The 1941-nt window shown below is 54.6% G+C and carries 4 protein-coding genes; all 4 read left to right on the top strand.

The genetic code is table 11. From position 1 onward, the window contains the following. Nucleotides 1-293, top strand: a 293-nt coding sequence (locus ASC94_RS33010) for a hypothetical protein (RefSeq protein ID WP_162251415.1), incomplete at its 5' end; no start/stop codon positions are given. Next, nucleotides 290-1201, top strand: a complete 912-nt coding sequence (locus ASC94_RS12570) for a DNA/RNA non-specific endonuclease (protein WP_056395084.1) — start codon at nucleotides 290-292, stop codon at nucleotides 1199-1201. The genes ASC94_RS33010 and ASC94_RS12570, both read left to right, overlap by 4 nt. Before the next feature lie 10 nt (nucleotides 1202-1211). Further along, nucleotides 1212-1625 carry a hypothetical protein gene (locus ASC94_RS32545; RefSeq protein ID WP_157201415.1) on the top strand — a complete coding sequence of 138 codons (414 nt, stop codon included), beginning with the start codon at nucleotides 1212-1214 and terminating at the stop codon, nucleotides 1623-1625. Nucleotides 1626-1665: 40 nt separating this feature from the next. Next, a complete protein-coding gene (locus tag ASC94_RS32540; RefSeq protein ID WP_157201414.1) occupies nucleotides 1666-1848 on the top strand; it encodes a hypothetical protein in 183 nt (60 codons plus the stop codon). Nucleotides 1849-1941 lie beyond the last annotated feature (93 nt).

Raw genomic sequence — 1941 nt, 5'->3', positions numbered from 1 at the left:
GCGGCATGCTGCGCGAGATCGCCATCGCCGCCGTGGCCCGCGCCACCAGCTATGGCATCACCGACGCCAGCGCCCAGCACCTGTTCGCCGGTCTGATGATGACCGTCTCGCCCTCCTTCGACGATCACGCCATGGTCAAGGCCTACCTGACCAACCCCAACGTTCCGCAAGCCGAACGCCTGAGCCAGATGATCGCCCAACTGCCCGATCAGACCTGGGAACAGATCGTGCGGACTAAACGCTACGACGCGCTGTTTGAGCTGGAACCCGGGCAAGTGGGTGGCCTGTCATGACGAACCTGCAAGACATTACCAAGAAGCTCTCCGATGCGACGACTGCACTGGCCAAGGCCGATAAAGACCTGAAGCTGGAAATCGCCGGCGCCGCCGCCGACGCAGCGGGGCTAGTCGATCCTACGCCGGCATCAGATATCGTCGGTGCCGGTATATCCATCGCGCGAGGCGACTATCTGGGCGCAGCACTCAGCACTGTGAGCATGGTGCCCTATCTCGGCGACGCACTGGCTAAGCCTGCCAAAGCCGTGCGCGCTACCAAGGCAATCATGGGCTTGGAGAAGAAGGTCGCCGCGCTAACTCAGACAGTCGCCGATCTGACGAAAGCAAAAAAACAAGCCGAAGCTGCCGAAGTGGCGGCCAAGGAAGCTAAAATTGCGAAAGAGGCTGAGGCGGCGAAAGAGGTCGCCGCAAGGCAAGAGAAAACTGTACCAAAGAAGAATCCAGACTGCGAAAATTGCAAAGAGCCCTCCCCAAACAAGCCGGCAACTAGGGTTGAGATCAGAAACGGTTACGAATACACGCTCGATGAGGCTGGGCGCGTTGCTAGAATACGAGGCAAGTTGAAGAGCAACCCGGCACAATCTCGCAATACCAAGGCGCAGTTGAAGGCAGGCGGTGAAGATAGGCTGAAGACCGACGAGGGCGGCCACTTCATCGGGAGGCGATTCGATGGCCCTACGGATGAGCTCAATCACTTCGCTCAGGACATGAACTTAAATCGGAGCGCTTATAAGGTCATGGAAAACGAATGGGACAGAGCACTAAAAGCTGGTAAAGAAGTATTTGTAGACATAAAGCCACAATACACCGGCGACTCACTCAGGCCTTCCAAACTTAGCATTAATTATTTAATTGACGGTGTTGCCAATCGAGGCAGCTTCAAGAACGCACGCGGCGGAAAATAGAAAGGTTAAGATGAATCAGACAACGTTGGAAGAATTTTATCAAAGGATAGGGTCGGAAGCCTTAAGCTGGGCCGAAGACTATAGCGGAAAAATGTTGGTCTACGCGGAACTGGACGATGGATTTATTTCGGCATCGTTGCTCTACGAAAATGGCACACCTGGAGAGGCGACATTCAAATACTGCCCTTCAGATCTGGAGGAAATTATAAGTTCCTTTTGGGAGACTTGGAACGACGTTCCAGGAAACAAGACTTGGAAGGTAATGGTATATTTGATTGACTCTGACGATTTTTCAATTGATCTTATTTATCCAGATCAGATCAACCCTGACGAGACCGCAACTGATCGGCGTACTAGCATATTCAAGATCCATTTCCCATCATCTCGTATTGATTACTCAGATCCTGAGTTAGAAGACGATTAAATAGGAGCCGGTTCGAAACCGGGCCACGAACGAGTAACCGTTGTCCGGAACAAGGGCTTCGAAGGCAGCGGCGCCGAGCGCCGCCTGGCCTCCGAGCGCAGCGTCCAGCTGGCCCCAGCACGAACGCTACGCCGACGGCGCCAAGAGATTCAATGTGCTGTGGGTGGAGCACGAGGCGCGCAACAACTTCGGCGCCGCGTTTAATGGCGGCCCCACTTTGTAATGACCCAGCAGAATCTGCTCAGGTTACGCGGCTAATGCAAAAGCTGCCGCAGGGGTTTGCATCCGAAGCGCTTGGTGCGGACGCTTGTGGTTG

This window comes from Massilia sp. Root418 (assembly GCF_001425265.1).
Lineage (GTDB): Bacteria > Pseudomonadota > Gammaproteobacteria > Burkholderiales > Burkholderiaceae_D > Rugamonas.
This window is presented reverse-complemented; position numbering and strand designations above follow the sequence as displayed.